This window comes from Polynucleobacter sp. MWH-Creno-3A4 (assembly GCF_018881885.1).
Lineage (GTDB): Bacteria > Pseudomonadota > Gammaproteobacteria > Burkholderiales > Burkholderiaceae > Polynucleobacter.
This window is the reverse complement of the sequence record NZ_JACXSA010000003.1, coordinates 1-14,841: the sequence shown is the minus strand read 5'-3', so window position 1 is coordinate 14,841 and position 14,841 is coordinate 1. Positions and strand designations below refer to the sequence as shown.

Below are 14,841 nucleotides of genomic sequence, written 5' to 3'. Positions count from 1 at the left end.
TTAGCCTCGTTTGTATGCTTCTTCTGTTCGTTTTTCTTCAGGGGATAGTTTTAATCCCAGCTTTTGTTTTATTAAATTCGTCGTTAAGGTTACGTTGTTGTAAGTTTTTGAAACCTTTCCGCCAACAAGTGCTCGGCCCTCCCAGATCTTGGCATTGCTTCGGGACCAGTCAATATTCTTGAGGGCTGCGAGTTTTTGCTTCCAATCCTTTGGGTGCTCGCTTAGTAACTGACTGCCGGCAATTCCAATTGATTGAATTGCTATTCCGTGTGAATGTAAGAGTTCTTTTCGTATTTCACCTGCTGTAAGTCTGCTTTTCTGAACCATTTCCCATTCTGGGATTTGCTTTGAAACTTCATCCCAAAATGTGATACAAAGCTTTGAGGCATTACTTTCATCGGATAACTCTTTCGCATCCAATAGTGCGTGACAGCCTGTATAGATGGAGCTCAATGTAAATAGCTTTCTAGAGCGCTCGGAAAGTGTGCTTCTTTCCATTTCAACAAGACCCTTAAAGGCAATTGACTTAAGGGCAACTAATTTTGCAATTTTTGACATGTCATTGCGATGGTCGTAAAGCAATCCTAGTGAACGGCTAGGTCGGATTGCATGCCTATTTAAGTCGGCAAACATTTGCTGGCTGCGCTCTAGACCTCTATCAATGAAGAAAACTACTGCAATGGACTCGCTTGAGAGTGAAGCATCTTCTTTTATTGCCATTTCTATAGCGGCTCTTCTGTGCTGTCCATCGTTGACAATAATTTTTGAATTCATGTCTATGCGAAGGAAGCCATTTCGCTGGGCTTCAGGGGTATTGTTGATGGTTGTGAACTTTACATCTCCATCGATTGATGCAGTGATTGCCGAAAAAACGTAGTTATCTGGATTGTTTGTTATGTACCTGGCAATTTCAGGTACTCTAGATTTATTAAGAATTCTTTGGGCTCTTAATTCGGGGCTAAGCTCCTCTTCATCAAACTTGAAGATCTTATGAACTAGGCCTAGAGGGCACATGGACACGAAGTACTCTCTGCCTGCTTGGATTCCTCGAATTGCAGGAAAAGTAAAGTGGTGATCGTTTATATTGGACATGATTGTATGTAAGTTTGTTTGTCAAAATTTTAACAAACATAGAAATTGTATGTCAACAATATAACAAACAAAAACCCTGCATTCTGAACTGAATTAGGCTAACCAGGGGCCCGAAAATCCACTATTTATGGCTATTTCTATAAGGGGGTTATAGGTTTGGATATAGCGCTCTGCCAGAAGATCCTCATTTAATAACTCTTCATAGCTTCCGATATTTAGGCCGCTTAGATATTGATTTGCTTCATTTCGCCAGCTTTGGTTAGGGTCAGCCTGGTAGGTTGTTAAAAGTCCAGTATGGTGAAGTAAAGCGGTTGGCCTAATGTATGAAATATCCGGAATAGAATCGTTTTTAGTGAGATTGATCCTTGGCGATGTGGGTATTAAATTCCACGGCTGATTGTGGGCTACGAAACTCCAGGGCAAGACATGATCTAAATGGAAGTTATTTATATCAATCAGCTCATTGGTATAAATACATCTAATTGGTGTAATTGAGGCCACCGAGCTCCAGAAGAGGCGCTGCTTTGTAAGGCTTGCTCGTGATTCTGGCGTTGTAGTCTTATTTAAAATGCCAGGCGCATTGGGATTGTTCTTTTGAAGAAAATTCCCCCAGGCTCCAAGTACCCAGCCTTGCAAAAAAATAAAATTGTCTTTAAGGAATGACATCCATTCATCAGACATTTCAATTTCCTGTAATTCAAAATCTATCTTATAGATGGGGGGAGAGTCGGATAAGAACGTTTCACTTGATAGGCTAATAATGGCAGCATCTATTTCCTGGTCCTTTAGCCCTTTCAACTCAGATGGGAAGAATTCCCTAAGAATTCTCTGGGGAACATATCTCAATAAGGCTGCTTGGTCTATTGATTCTGTATCTTTGATTGCGGTAAATAATTTTTCAATTGAGATTAGCTTGGTTGGAAAATCCAAGGTATCTATTAGTTTTCCAATCTGATCTTGTTTTCCAAAAGACAGCCGAAAATAGGCCTTTGGGTACCATGCCTTTGCAAGCATCATATTACCTAGGTCTTTGTAGCTAAATATCTTCTTTTCAAAATTAGAATTTTTAATTAACTCTAATAATCCGATTAGAAATAAAAATTTGTAAGAGGTGGTTGTGCTGTTTAAGGATCTGCTAAGAGCGCGGGTATTAATGGCCATAAATTTACCAATACTTAGCTTTACTTGGGATTACCCATCTAACCCCACCTCTTGGATCCTCTTGGTCGTTTTGGTATCTTGGAATCAAATGAATATGCAAGTGTGGAACTGTTTGGCCGGCAGTAGGGCCATCATTTATTCCAATGTTATAGCCATCTGGATTAAGTTCGTCATCTAACATCTCTTTTGCTAATGATAGAAGTTTTAATAATCCCTGACTTTCTTCATTGGTGGTCTCAAACCAAGAGGGAATATGTCGTTTTGGAACTATTAAAGTGTGACCAGTTGACACCGGAAACCCATCCCTTATTGCATATCCAAATTCATTTGATAGAAAAATTCGCTCTTTAGGCAAAGTACAAAATGGACAATTTAACTCCATATCAAATAGTTGTTAAAGCACCTGATATTTTTTGTCAGACAATTGTTTCAATGTGGGTTTAGGTGCGCCAGATTTACCCATAAAGCCTACGGTATTCTTACGAAGTTGAGCATTTAAAATTGACTTCGGGTCCTGAGCCTTGAAATCGAATAAATTTCCCTTGCAGATAGCATCATAGATTTCGTCTTTTGATAGCGGCTTATTGGCGGCCTTCAATACAGTCAACGCAGCTTCGATTATGGTCATTTAGCTCTCCAAAATTATTGTTTAGTTCTAAATATTACACTCTGTGAGGTTATTTTTATTGGATCCTCTTGATTTTGCTAAATATTGATACAAAGCGGGCATCTACCAGTCCTGAGCCCAGGAGATGCCTATTTTCAATTCGCGGATTGCTTTGTCCTTTCTCGGATGAAGGTCTGAACCTGCTCAATGGTCCAAAAGGAGGATCTTCCAATTTTGATCGGTTTAGGGAACTCGCCTTTCTGAACCATTAGCCAAAACTTGGATTTGGAAATTGGCATGACTTCCAGAATCTGTGGAATTCTCATTAAGGTCACTTCTGAATTTGAATTACTCATGACGACCTCCTTGACGGGCGCGCTTCATATTTTTCCTATAAACCTGCAAAGCCATTTTTGCTGAACTCATCTTCGTGTAACCGTAAGAACGGTACAAACTGTAAAGCCGAATTGCTACCATCAAATTGTTCTCCATCTTGTCATGTTATGTATGAATATGTGTGCTACTGAAGAGCAATGTAGTCAATGAAATTTTGATGGTCAATTAAAAGTCAATACCCATCTTCTGAACACAAATTATTTTTAGCCTACAAAAAAATATTTATTCATATAAGTGCTACAAGTCAATCCAGTAAAAGGCTACAGCCTTGTCAGTAATTTCCGATGGCATCAGGAGAGTGGTGGACATACATAGATCAATTAACACTTCAAAATAATTAATGAAGAATCTCAAATTTCTTAAAGAAGGATTACAGCGAATTAGTAGATAAATAAATTCAAAATAAATTCAGAAAAAACACGTTTGACGATACGCTTTCCGATTGTTAGATTCATCTCTTGCATTAAATAACTTACGCAAGAAAAAGAACGCTACGGAGACAGTTTTAAATGAATTACTATGAGCATCATATTGGTGATTACGCAGAAGCAACAGCCCATCTCACCTTTATCGAGGACGCAACCTATAGTCGCCTGATCAGAAAGTACTACGCTACAGAAAAACCACTTCCCATGGATGTAAAGTTTGTCCAAAGATTGATCAATGCGAGATCTAAGGAGGAAAAAAATGCAGTGATCTCAGTTCTCAATGAATTTTTTAATCTAACGGATGATGGCTGGAGACAAGAGCGCTGTGACCATGAAATAGCAAGGTTCAAGGATCGCCAAATTAAAGCCAGGCGGAGCGCGGAAGGTCGCTGGCAGTCGTCATCAGCAGAGCAAATACTGTCTGACAGTACGACCGTTTCCGTATGCGATCGCAATGCGAACGCATTGCCAGCGCAATGCTCACCAGACACCAAACACCAGACACCAAGCACCAATCTCCATACACCAGACAAACAAAACAATGGGGTGGAAAAGAAAAATGAAGGAACTAGCAATCTTGGCCCCGCTCAAATAGTTCAAATTTTCGCAAAGGAGGGTATCAATATCCCCCTTGATGATGAACGCATCAACGAGATGCTTAGGTTGGATATTTCTGAAAAGGAAGTGGCTGACGCTATCTTGCAGGCTAAAGATACCAGGAGGCGCGCCTCAAGCTCAACACCGATTAATGTGGGATTTGTGATGGCCATTCTGAAGGGCATGCGAAGAAAGAGTCAAACCAACAATCCATGCGAAGACATCTGGTGGAAAAGTAACGAGGGGATAGATGCCAAGGGGAAGGAGTTAGGCATGCGAGCCCAAGGTTCAGAAAGCTATGACGCATTCAAAACCAGAATCTTCGCAGAACTACGTAAGCGTCAGGAGGCAGTTAATGCAGGCTAAGCAATCAAGCCAAGCCATGGTGGGCGTCATTCATCGACCTGATATGGAAGACTTTCCCATAGGATCTATCGTCAAGACTCCTAGTGGACGCATAGGCACGGTGGTTAAGCATCGCGGTGCTCAAAGTCGATTTGATCTGTTTCAAAGAATCATCATTGAGTTTGAAGACCCCATCGGTGATTCAGTGGCACTTCAACCTCACTTGCTAACAATGATCAAGCTGCCATGATTGAAAACAATCAAAAGAAATCAAAAGGCGGAGCTAGACCTGGGGCAGGGCGAAAGACTGGCAGCTTAACAAAGCGAACTAGAGAAATTGCCCAGGCTGTAGCTAGCCATGGCATTACACCATTAGAGGTCATGATGAAAGTCATGCATCAACTGTATGAAGAGGCGGGCAATATTAGTGAAGATGATCTGGGTGATAAGACGCTGGCAAATGAGGCCCGCATCAAATTGCTAAACATGGCCGCTGCTGTTGGAAGGCATGCGGCGCCTTATGTGCATCCACGCCTATCTGCAATTGAGCACACGGGCAAAGATGGTGCCCCACTGCAAAGCGGCGTGTTAGTTGTACCCAGCGCCATGAGTGTCGAGGACTGGGAGAGATCCGCTCAGCCAAAACACTAACGCATTAAAAAGCTAATGAAAACTGTCTGGGCACCATTGCCTGGTAGTCAGACTTTGTTTCTGACATGTCCCGTGTATGAGGTATTACTCGAAGGCACCAGAGGAGGGGGTAAGACCGATACCTTGTTAATGAGCTATGCCCAGCATGTAGGTAGAGGCTTTGGTGATCATTGGCGCGGAACACTCTTTCGCCTGACTTATCCCCAATTGGCTGACGTAGTGGCCAAGAGTAAACGCTGGTTCTATCAAATCTTTCCAGGCGCCAAGTTCAATGAATCAGATTATGTCTGGAAGTGGCCCACAGGAGAGATGCTGTACTTTCGGTATGGGGCTAACGAAGATGACTACTGGAACTATCACGGCCATGAATACCCCTGGCTAGGTTTCGAGGAGTTAACGAACTGGCGCAATCTGTCTTTTTATGAAGCAATGCATTCGACCTGTAGGTCATCACACCCTGGCATGCCAAGGATGGTGCGAGCAACCTGCAACCCTTTCGGAGTAGGCCATGCCTCTGTGAAGGAGCGATTTCAGATTGGTGCAATACCAGCGGGGCAAATCATCAGACAAGAGGGTGCATTACCTAGAGTGAGAATTCACTCGACCATTTATGAGAACACTCACCTACTCAGAAATGACCCCAATTACCTGATGAGCCTTGAGTCACTAAGTGATCCAAACAGACGAAGAGCATGGTTAGAAGGAGATTGGGATATCCACGTGGGAAGTTTCTTAGAAGGCGTATGGCAGTCCTCTAAACACGTTGTAGAGCCCTTTGCTATTCCACCGGCATGGAAGGTTTGGCGATCAATGGATTGGGGATATGCAAGGCCATATGCTGTTTATTGGTTTGCCTTATCTAACGATGGAGTCTATTACCTCTGGCGAGAGCTCTATGGATACGGCGACAAAGAAAACACCGGCACTAGAGAAGACGCAACAGTAGTTGCAGAGAAGATCAAGAAGATTGAAATTCATGATCAACGCCTCGGATACGAATACCGCATGAATCTAGCTGACCCATCCATCTTTTCAAAGATTGGAGCGGAGAGATCTATTGGCCAGATCTTTAGAGATAAAGGGGTCAAATGGACCGAAGCCTATAACGCGCCTAGAAGTAGAGTAAATGGCGCCCAAGAAATCATTCGCCTATTGGCCGAAGGAAGGCTTAAAGTCTTCAGTACTTGTAAGCACTGGCTTAGAACTATTCCACAGCTACCGCCGGATTCATTGAACCCCGAAGACGTAGATACCGACGCTGAGGATCATGCTTGGGATGCAACAAGGTATGGAGTCATGCGGGCACGAAGGGCTACAGAATAAATCCAAAATAAATTCTTAAGTTACACACTCCGAATTTATAAATAGGATGTGCCCCAAGACTCAAAAGCTCTTCAACAAAAGTGGAATGCTCGCATCAAACATGCGCGCGCTCATTGGGCAGCCTTTCATAAACGCGTAAAGCATAACCGCAATACAGTCGCCGGCTTCAATTGGAATGCAGATCCCACTGGCAAAGAGTTCTACAGCCTAAGGGCCAACTTAATCCATGGAACTATCTCTGCCGTGCTACCTAACGTGTATGCACGCAACCCAGAGATCTCAATTACCCCAGCCCATGCGGGCGCGGACATCAAACTCTTTTGCAATACCCTAGAGAAGGTTACCAATAGGGCCTTGGAGCATGCCCAACTAAAGAATCGAGCTAAGTCCACTGTAAGAGCGGCGCTTACCTGCAGTTTCGGAATCTTAAAGGTAATGTACCAAAGAGATATAGACGAGGATGCCTATATTCAGGGACGCATTAATGACCAACAAGAAAATAGATTGGCGATTAGAGATCTTAAGCAAGATCTAGAAGATGGCAGTCAGAAAAAACACCGTGAAGAAAAAGAGATTGAACTAGAAGAGCAATTGCTAGGCATACATGAGCAATCAGAAGTTTGGTCTGCTGAGGGTCTAGTTATCGATAGAGTCCTTACAGAAAACCTCCTCATTGACCCATCCGTCTGTGAGTTTTGGGATTACACCGATGCAGATTGGATGTGTCAGGTTATCCCCATGAAAAGATCCCAAGCAGAGGCTCTGTATAAAAAGAATCTCGCCAACGCCAAGATCTATCAACCTGGACAGGGGGAGCCATCACATAAGAGGGCAAAGCGCTTAGCTTCAATACAATTAGATTCTGGCCCAGTAACTGACGATCAGCAAATAGCTGTCCTAGAGATCTGGGATAGAACTACTCAGCGCGTATACACAATGGTGGAGGGCGCGACTGAATGGTTACGGGAGCCCTATTCACCACCGAGGGCAGGAGAGCGCTGGTATCCATTCTTCTTGCTGCCTTACCAAGTAGTCGATGGTCAATTCATTGGCCCCAGTCTGGTTGATCTGACTGAGCGACTACAAGGTGAGCATAACGAAGCCAGAGACCGATTCAATCAACACAGAGACCTCTGCATACCCGGATGGGTAGCCTCAGCTGATATCAATGAGAAGACGATCAAGAAGCACTCAGATTCCCGATTTGGCGAGATCACAATTGTGGATACAGAAGGCAAGCCACTTAACCAGGTGATCATTCCCAGAGACCACCCAAAGATAGATCCGATCGTCTATGACACCAGCGCAGTACGTTACGACTGGGAGCAAGTTACAGGCTTGCAAGATGCTGCCAGGTCAACGGTTGTTCGACCAAAAACAGCTACTGAAGCCAATATTCTGCAAAGAGCCTTATCAGGGCGCGTATTCGAATTCAAAGACCAGATAGAAGATTGGCTACAAGAGATAGCGCAATACAGTGCCCAGGTTCTGCTACAAGAACTCACTAAAGAGCAGGTAGAGCGCTATGTGGGTGCGCCAATTACCAAAACAACCATGGTTGACGGTCAAGCTATCACAACCAAAGAGAAAACCTACGACTGGCCTGAACTTACTAAAGAACGAATCTTTGACATGGTTGACCTGCGTATCCGAGCCGGCACGACTGGTTCTCCTGATGGTATTGAGGATAAGGAGGGGTGGTTAAAAGTCCTGCCAATGATTACTAGCCTATCGATTCAAATGCAAAACCTGCAGGCCAGAGGGATGGATTACGAACATATCCGTAGCCTCCTACAAGAGACTCTCTTGCGATATGACGATCGAATCGATTCCAATCAATTTATACCAAAGATTGAAAAGCAGATTGACGGATACAGAGATATTTCAATGAATTGGCAATGGGAAGTCGATAGGGAAAAGCAAGGCAAACATCAACATTTAAAAGAGGAGGCGGTAGATGACACAAGAAGTGAAAAACTTTAGTTCTGGTGTATTAACCAATGGAGGTTTGATTCAGAAAGAGCAAGAGCGAGAGGCAAAACGCCAACAAGAGCGATTGCGTAAAGAGGCTGAAGAGAAAAATGCCGCAGAAGCTACTGCTAGGCGCATAAAGGCAAGGGAAGAGCGCGCCTTAGAGTTGGCAGAACAAGCCAAGACCAGACAGTTAGCAGAAGAAGAGCGGCGTAGAAAAGCAGATGAGAAGTTTGCCCAAGAGGAAGAGGCAAGATTAAGGGTCGTTGCAGTCAAAGAAGCCGCTAGATTAGAGAGGCAGCAAGACCTTGAAAGAAGAAATGCCGAAAAGGCTGCTATTCAGGCGCAAGAAGAGGCAAAGCGCAAAACTAAAAGCCAATCTGCCGCCTTGATAAACGCCTTGAGTGAGCACCCCGTATCCCAAGAGGAGGAAGTTGCCACTGAAGAGGAAGCCGCAGAACCAATACTGACCCTAGTTAAAGGTGAAGTTCAGGTACCAGCAGAAATAACTCCAGCAGCGACAGCGCCAGAGCAAATAATTGCAAGAGACATCAGTGAGTTATTACCGCCCCCTGTTGTGCTTACCGTTGAGACTGAGCAGCAACCTGCCATTTCAGTAGAAAGCGGTAAAGACTTAATTGAAAGGGTCTTGAGTTCAACCGAGGAGGCGCCAAAGGAGCAATTAGAGGGGGCGGTACAGTCCAATCGCAGTGAAAACCGATTCCAAAAGATGGCCAATACCAACCGCGATCTCGCTAAAGAGAACGATGCGCTCAAGTCAAAGTTGGAAGACCTTTTGGATAAGTTGCATAGCTATGAGATTGAAGGAGAACTGGTTGGTAGCATGATGGAATCTGTAGAGAGAAGTAAAAAAGAGAAATGGAGCGAAAAGCCAGGCCATTCTTACTTAAACAAGGATCAGTTCAGTGTTGTCAAAGAGGCTAAGCAGGAGATGCTTAAGTACCTATCTACCAGACAGGGGGAGGTAGACCATTGCTATAAGTCTGAACTCTTTGCGAAATACATGGAAGATCCGTTTTATATGAATGTATTCGTGCAAAACCATGGAGTGTTTGAATGGTGGCCAGTGATTGAGTCTATTTACAACTCCATAGGCTTGCCAAAACCAGACTGGTCTAAGGTAAAAATTACGGGTCATGCACCACAACCGATTAGAGCTAGAACCGCCACCCTAGGCGCGCCAGTAGCCAGCTCTGAACAACCCATGGATCGAATAGCCCAGCATCTTGGCAATATGGGGATCTAAGATGAAGCGAGAGAGTAATTCCGTCAAGGACGAACCTTTAGGTCGGCTTGCGAATCCTTGACGGCCACAGATGAATAGACGCTCTTATATGCCCAAGGTGATGGAGTAACACTTTGGGCATAAAGACAATAAGCGGGTAATAGAATAAAAAAACCCCAGAAATATCCAATCCCCAGCTAAATCAATCCAATAATGATTGCATGTAGCGCCGTTTAACTACCGAGCTACTGATTCATCCCATGCGTTAAAGCTAGAGTCGCGCCTAGTAGCGTAGCAATGGATAGGTTCACGCACTATCAAACGGTATGAATCTAATTAATTCATAAATACAGATAGGGGTGGCATATGCCAATTTCAAATACAGACTTGCAAGAGTTAGCTAAGGTCTCCTTAGATGAGTACTTGCGCAATCTACCAGTAGATCAAATAGCTGTGGAGAGGCCTTTCCTCAAGAAACTGATGCAAGGGCGCAAGAGCCTATTAGGGGCTAAACAGAATGTGGTGGAGAACATTCGCAAAGAGCATGGGAGTAACTTCACCTGGGCATTTGGGGAGGAAACGGTCAAGTTCAATAAGCGTAATACCACTGAGCAAGCCTCATTCCCATGGCGCAGAGCCGTTGATGGCCTCTATATCGACTATGACCGCTTATTCAGTAACGGCATCAAGGTTCGTGAAGGCGGGGCGCGAGGCTTCCAGTTGGAGCATAACGAGCGGGTTCAGCTTATTAACTTGCTGGATGAGCAGTTAGAGGTCCTCAGAGAGGGCTTCCTCAATAAGTTGGACCTCGAGTTGCATCGCGACGGCTCGCATGGTGCAGATACGCTAGTAGGTTTAGATAGCTTAGTCAGTCTGGTACCAGATGCTGGCACTGTGGGTGGTATCGATCGAGCTAAAGCAAGCTATTGGCGCAACTATGCTATCAAAGACATTACCTCAACCACGCCTGGTAACTTAGTTGGTGAGATGGAGACTGCATGGCGCCAATGCATTAAGCATGGCGGAAGCCCAGATTTCATCATCGCTGGGGGTAAGTTCATTGATACCTATCGCAAACAGGTAACTGTGACTCATATCGCTGGATCAGGCGAAACCAAGTACATCGATGCTGGCGTAGGCGCAGGCGTAAACACAGGCCTTGCCTTCAAAGGCGTAGAGATCATCTGGGATCCGCAGTTTGATGAGTTAGATGCCATGGCTAACCGTACGGTGGAGTGGAGCAAGCGCTGCTATTTCCTTAACACGCGCTTTATGAAGCTACGCGATGACGATCTAGACATCGTTGCCCCCATTCGTCCGCACGACACGCTCGCTATGTACGCCATGGTGAACTTACGTTGCGCTTTATCTATTTCACGAGCTAATGCCCATGCGGTATTGGCCATTCAATAAAGGATGCTCATATGACAAATAAAGAACTCATTCATAGCGACTTCCAAATTAAAGAGGTGGAAGCGGTAGTGCGTAGGGATGCATTCACGACCATCCATGTGCACGTACCGCCGTATGAGACCAATATCCTTCGCAATCTCTTTGGGCGCGAGAACGTCACGGTGTTCGAGCGCCCATCAAAGACCACCATTACTCCAGAGCAGGAGTACGACCGACTTTGTGCCAAATATGGCCATGAGGTCGTAGCTAAAGTCTATGGTGAGGATGATGGTGATCGGCTAATGGAGATCGTAGAAGGCTTGATGAAAGAAGGTCAGCTCCCAGTACAAGAGAAGGCATTGGAAGGAGTTCTTGAGCAAGAGCCATCAGAAACCAAGGGGGCCAAGAAACGCTAGCAGAAGGGATGACCACCGCTAGCAGCAGGTGTTTGGGTGCGGCTGTGGGTGTTGAAGTAACGATGGTGTGTGGGCGCGCGTAACTGCGCCCCACTGCCAACACCAAAGAGAAGCCTAGGCGGTAGTGGGGCGGTGGACTTCCATATTCCAAGCATCAAGAAAAGAACTCATTACATGCTTCCAATCATTACCTCTCTAGTACAAACCTTGGCTGTGAATGGCCTTGGTCTACTTGCGGGTGCAGTCCAGGCCAAGGGTAAAGAGTTTATTGAGAGCAAAATTGGAGCGCGCATTCCGGAGAATCCTAGTCACGAGGATCTCATTAAGCTCAAACAGTTAGAGATTGAGCAAGAGCAACTTCTATTGGAATACACGCTCAAGCAAAAGGAACTGGAGATAGAGGAATCAAAACTGCTAGCGGAGATGCATCGAGCTTCTCAAGAAAATGCCACACAGCGCTGGCAATCCGATATGGGTAGCGATTCAAAGCTATCGAAGAACATAAGGCCGGGAACGCTCGTTTATATTCTTACCGCTTATCTTTTGTTCGCACTTCTCTCAGCAATGGGGATTGACATTAATGAAGCCTACGTGAAGCTGCTAGGCGAGTGGGGTCAGCTAGTCATGCTCGCTTACTTTGGAGGAAGATCAGTAGAGAAGATCTTTGAGATGCGTATGCATGGCCAAAATAGAAAAGAAGAAGTATGAGTGGTTTAGTTGGCGAGCAAGCTGCATTCTTAATTGATGTCAGCCGCCTCATTCAATTTGCAACTGCAGAAGGATGGGTAGTTACAGGAGGGGAGCTTTGGCGCTCTCCAGAACAACAGGAGATCTACTTCAAAAGCGGTAGATCTAAAACTATGAGTAGTAACCACCTGAGACGTTGCGCTATCGATCTCAATTTCTTTTGGAATGAAAAGCTAGTCTGGGATAAAGAATTGATCCGTACAGTGGGTGAATATTGGGAAAGCCTAAGTTCAAAGAATAGGTGGGGCGGAAACTTTAAGGGGTTTGTGGATGTGCCACACTTTGAAAGAACTGCAATTAGCAGTTCAGAAAAATGAATACAAACTTACTTAAACAGATGCCAATCGAAGCAAGAAATAAAAAAATTGGTATAAGAAAGTCAACGCTTGATTTTGAGTAGAGGCATAAATGAATGTAGCTGAAAGCTACTAACAATTTTTGCGTGTAATTTGAGATTACAAACTGACACTTATTGCCACCGCTTTTTGTTGAAAAATGTTTTTTATCCCACTCTAGTTCGTAATTTATCAAAACCCAACCACTCCATGGTGATCCTGAATTTCTTTCTATTGATAGATCAAGCTTAATGTCTGATAGGGACTGCTTTTCTTCAAACCTAATTAACAATTCAGGTTTTCTTAATTCCTCGAAATCGCATATTGAAGGAGGCACCTTGTTTTTCTTGAATGCCTGTTTGATTTCATGCTCAAGATATTTTGCTAAAACATTAAGCCTTATTATTGATAACTCCGTTAGTAAGCGGCTTTTTTGTTTTGTTGTTTCGCCATCAAACCAATATCTTAAAAAAACATAAATTAAAACTATAGTAATTAATGCCCAAAATTTAACTGCGCTTATAGAATGAAGCTCAATAAACCCGAATAATTTACTTGCCTGATCTACTTGAAGGTTTAAGACCGAAGTGATGATTACTCCAGCGCTTAAAACTACTACATTACGTCGAACTTTTTCTGCGGTATCGTCAAATGACATTTTTGCCTCTTGATAACTAATTGTATTAATTATCGATCAATTTGCATTCTTCTCCCCAATCTGCCATTAGAGATGCGCGTTTGTCTAATTGGTCCTGCCTTCTATATGCAGCTTCAGCTTTGTTCTGAATCGTGTGCGCCAAAGCTAGCTCGACAGTCTCATTTGAGTATTCTGTAGTCTCGGCAGCCCAGTCTCGGAATGTGGATCTAAAGCCATGCGGAACAAAGTCTGCGTACTTAGGCATCTTTCTCATCATTGCTAGTAAAGCCATATTAGACAGAGCGCGCTCTTTATGAAGAGAACTGGGGAACAAATATGAATTAACTCTAATTGTCTTTAGTTGTTCGAGAATTTCCATGGCTCTTGTATTTAGTGGAACGCGATGCTCCTTTCCAGCTTTCATTCGATCAGCGGGGATGGTCCAAACCTTAGCTTCTAAATCAAATTCATTCCATTTCGCCTCAATCACTTCACTGGTACGAGTAGCGGTAAGAATCAGCAATTCAAGTGCATAGGCAGAGTAACCGTTATGAGTTCGTAAATCGCTGATGAATTCACCGATCCTTTTAAACGGTAGAGCAGGGTGGTGAGCAACCTTCTTAATCTTGTTAGCCTTAGGTAGTAAATGGCATAGAGCTCCCTGATATCGCGCAGGATTGTCACCACTAATGTATTTATGAGCCTTGCACCAGTCCAGAATGACCTCAATGCGCTGACGAACCCTTGTTGCAGTCTCAGTTCTGACCTTCCAAAAAGTTCCCTCTACCTCACCATTTTTCTTCTTGATCTCTTGCTCGAGTAATTTAACTATGTGGGCAGTAGTTATCTGATCGACCTTCAATTTCCCAATGATTGGAAGGGCATAAGTCTTAATCGTGCTTACCCATTGGTCTTTATGTTTTGAGTTTGACCATTCGGCTTGCTTCGTTTTGATGCACCTATCAGCTGCATCCGCAAAGGTAATTGAATTGTTATTGGCTTCGATCGCTTTAGTACGCTTAACTATTCTCTGTTCTAAAGGATCAATGCCATCTAAGATCAAGCGCCTTAAATCGAAGGCCTTTAGCCGCGCATTAGCTAGCGAGAGAGACTCAAGCGAGCCAATACCCATTTCTCGTCTTTTGAGTGTTACAGGGCTTGAGAAGCGAAAAATCCAGCTTTTAGTAATTGAGCCTTGGAACTTAGTAATCTGTAGATAGAGGCCTTTATTGTCTGGATCAGCATGGTAACCAGGCTTTGCAAGTGAGATAATTCCACGAGCGGTGAAGTTCGTTTTACGGCTATTGCCGAGTACTTTTTCTGCAGTATTAGAGCCCAATCTACCCACCATCCTACCCACCAGTTAAACCAAGATTTTAGTGAATCAGAATGGGTTAGATTGGAGTAGGGTTGCTCTTAAGCCTATATAAATAAAGGGATTGATGGGTATTGGTGGACTTGCGAGGAGGGTCTAGATTTAGATCTCGTCTCCGCCAA

The 14,841-nt window shown here is 44.0% G+C and carries 17 protein-coding genes; 10 read left to right on the top strand and 7 right to left on the bottom strand.

Annotated features, from left to right (window positions below; all coding sequences use genetic code 11):
* The 5 genes from dndB to IEN92_RS08685 form a co-directional block, all read right to left on the bottom strand.
* A complete protein-coding gene (dndB, locus tag IEN92_RS08705) occupies positions 1 to 1,092 on the bottom strand; it encodes a DNA sulfur modification protein DndB (RefSeq protein WP_216162824.1) in 1,092 nt (363 codons plus the stop codon).
* Between the two features lie 93 nt (positions 1,093 to 1,185).
* The gene (locus tag IEN92_RS08700) at positions 1,186 to 2,253 is read right to left on the bottom strand and encodes an HNH endonuclease domain-containing protein (protein WP_215314958.1); all 1,068 of its coding nucleotides are present in this window, start codon (positions 2,251 to 2,253) and stop codon (positions 1,186 to 1,188) included.
* A gap of 4 nt (positions 2,254 to 2,257) precedes the next feature.
* On the bottom strand, positions 2,258 to 2,635 hold the full coding sequence (locus IEN92_RS08695) for an HIT family protein (protein WP_215314959.1): 378 nt from the start codon (positions 2,633 to 2,635) through the stop codon (positions 2,258 to 2,260).
* Between the two features lie 12 nt (positions 2,636 to 2,647).
* Complete coding sequence (locus IEN92_RS08690) at positions 2,648 to 2,881, bottom strand: HTH domain-containing protein (RefSeq protein WP_215314960.1); 234 nt, start codon at positions 2,879 to 2,881, stop codon at positions 2,648 to 2,650.
* Between the two features lie 134 nt (positions 2,882 to 3,015).
* The gene (locus tag IEN92_RS08685) at positions 3,016 to 3,216 is read right to left on the bottom strand and encodes an AlpA family transcriptional regulator (protein WP_216162821.1); all 201 of its coding nucleotides are present in this window, start codon (positions 3,214 to 3,216) and stop codon (positions 3,016 to 3,018) included.
* Between the two features lie 549 nt (positions 3,217 to 3,765).
* Between IEN92_RS08685 and IEN92_RS08680 the strand changes: the two genes are divergently transcribed.
* The 10 genes from IEN92_RS08680 to IEN92_RS08635 all read left to right on the top strand — a co-directional run bounded on the left by IEN92_RS08680 (position 3,766) and on the right by IEN92_RS08635 (position 12,689).
* Positions 3,766 to 4,647 (top strand): YdaU family protein, encoded by an 882-nt coding sequence (locus tag IEN92_RS08680; protein ID WP_216162818.1) that lies wholly within the window; start codon positions 3,766 to 3,768, stop codon positions 4,645 to 4,647.
* A complete protein-coding gene (locus IEN92_RS08675) occupies positions 4,637 to 4,876 on the top strand; it encodes a hypothetical protein (RefSeq protein WP_215297073.1) in 240 nt (79 codons plus the stop codon). The genes IEN92_RS08680 and IEN92_RS08675 overlap by 11 nt, the downstream gene beginning before the upstream one ends.
* Positions 4,873 to 5,277 carry a hypothetical protein gene (locus IEN92_RS08670; protein WP_216162815.1) on the top strand — a complete coding sequence of 135 codons (405 nt, stop codon included), beginning with the start codon at positions 4,873 to 4,875 and terminating at the stop codon, positions 5,275 to 5,277. Before IEN92_RS08675 ends, IEN92_RS08670 begins: the two co-directional genes overlap by 4 nt.
* A gap of 15 nt (positions 5,278 to 5,292) precedes the next feature.
* Positions 5,293 to 6,600: a terminase family protein gene (locus IEN92_RS08665; protein ID WP_216162812.1), complete on the top strand. Its 1,308-nt coding sequence runs from the start codon at positions 5,293 to 5,295 to the stop codon at positions 6,598 to 6,600.
* Between the two features lie 48 nt (positions 6,601 to 6,648).
* A complete protein-coding gene (locus IEN92_RS08660; protein WP_255539827.1) occupies positions 6,649 to 8,583 on the top strand; it encodes a hypothetical protein in 1,935 nt (644 codons plus the stop codon).
* Positions 8,558 to 9,838: a cell envelope integrity protein TolA gene (locus IEN92_RS08655; protein ID WP_216162809.1), complete on the top strand. Its 1,281-nt coding sequence runs from the start codon at positions 8,558 to 8,560 to the stop codon at positions 9,836 to 9,838. The genes IEN92_RS08660 and IEN92_RS08655 overlap by 26 nt, the downstream gene beginning before the upstream one ends.
* Positions 9,839 to 10,183: 345 nt before the next feature.
* On the top strand, positions 10,184 to 11,230 hold the full coding sequence (locus IEN92_RS08650) for a phage major capsid protein (RefSeq protein ID WP_216162807.1): 1,047 nt from the start codon (positions 10,184 to 10,186) through the stop codon (positions 11,228 to 11,230).
* A gap of 11 nt (positions 11,231 to 11,241) precedes the next feature.
* Complete coding sequence (locus IEN92_RS08645; protein ID WP_216162804.1) at positions 11,242 to 11,625, top strand: hypothetical protein; 384 nt, start codon at positions 11,242 to 11,244, stop codon at positions 11,623 to 11,625.
* A gap of 174 nt (positions 11,626 to 11,799) precedes the next feature.
* On the top strand, positions 11,800 to 12,333 hold the full coding sequence (locus IEN92_RS08640; RefSeq protein ID WP_216162801.1) for a hypothetical protein: 534 nt from the start codon (positions 11,800 to 11,802) through the stop codon (positions 12,331 to 12,333).
* The gene (locus tag IEN92_RS08635) at positions 12,330 to 12,689 is read left to right on the top strand and encodes a M15 family metallopeptidase (RefSeq protein WP_216162798.1); all 360 of its coding nucleotides are present in this window, start codon (positions 12,330 to 12,332) and stop codon (positions 12,687 to 12,689) included. The genes IEN92_RS08640 and IEN92_RS08635 overlap by 4 nt, the downstream gene beginning before the upstream one ends.
* Here IEN92_RS08635 and IEN92_RS08630 read toward each other — a convergent pair.
* Both IEN92_RS08630 and IEN92_RS08625 read right to left on the bottom strand, forming a co-directional pair.
* Positions 12,670 to 13,365, bottom strand: coding sequence for a hypothetical protein (locus IEN92_RS08630; RefSeq protein WP_216162796.1), 696 nt, complete (start codon positions 13,363 to 13,365; stop codon positions 12,670 to 12,672). The genes IEN92_RS08635 and IEN92_RS08630 overlap by 20 nt on opposite strands.
* 25 nt (positions 13,366 to 13,390) lie before the next feature.
* The gene (locus IEN92_RS08625) at positions 13,391 to 14,683 is read right to left on the bottom strand and encodes a site-specific integrase (RefSeq protein WP_216162793.1); all 1,293 of its coding nucleotides are present in this window, start codon (positions 14,681 to 14,683) and stop codon (positions 13,391 to 13,393) included.
* Positions 14,684 to 14,841: the final 158 nt, after the last annotated feature.